General features: G+C 68.1%; 1 protein-coding gene. It reads left to right on the top strand.

Annotated features, from left to right (window positions below; genetic code table 11):
* On the top strand, window positions 1-228 hold a 228-nt coding region (locus SB775_RS33980), incomplete at its 5' end, for a RidA family protein (RefSeq protein WP_410865699.1).
* Between the last annotated feature and the right edge of the window lie 7 nt (window positions 229-235).

The raw sequence follows: 235 nt of genomic DNA, 5'->3' as shown, positions 1-235 counted from the left end.
CGCCAGGTGCTGGCCGAGATCGACCGCCTGCTCGCGCTCGGCGCCACCGACAAGACCAAGATCCTGCGTGCGGAGATCTTCCTGGCCGACATCGCCGACTTCGCCGCGATGAACGAGGTCTGGGACGAATGGGTCGCCCCGGGCTTCACCCCGGCGCGCGCGACCGTGCAGGCCAAGCTGGCCTGTCCGGACTGGAAGATCGAGATCGTGGTGACCGCGGCGATCTAGTCGATCG

The organism is Peribacillus sp. SIMBA_075 (assembly GCF_046534585.1).
The sequence above is the reverse complement of the archived record's forward strand: the minus strand, read 5'-3'. Positions and strand labels throughout refer to the sequence as shown.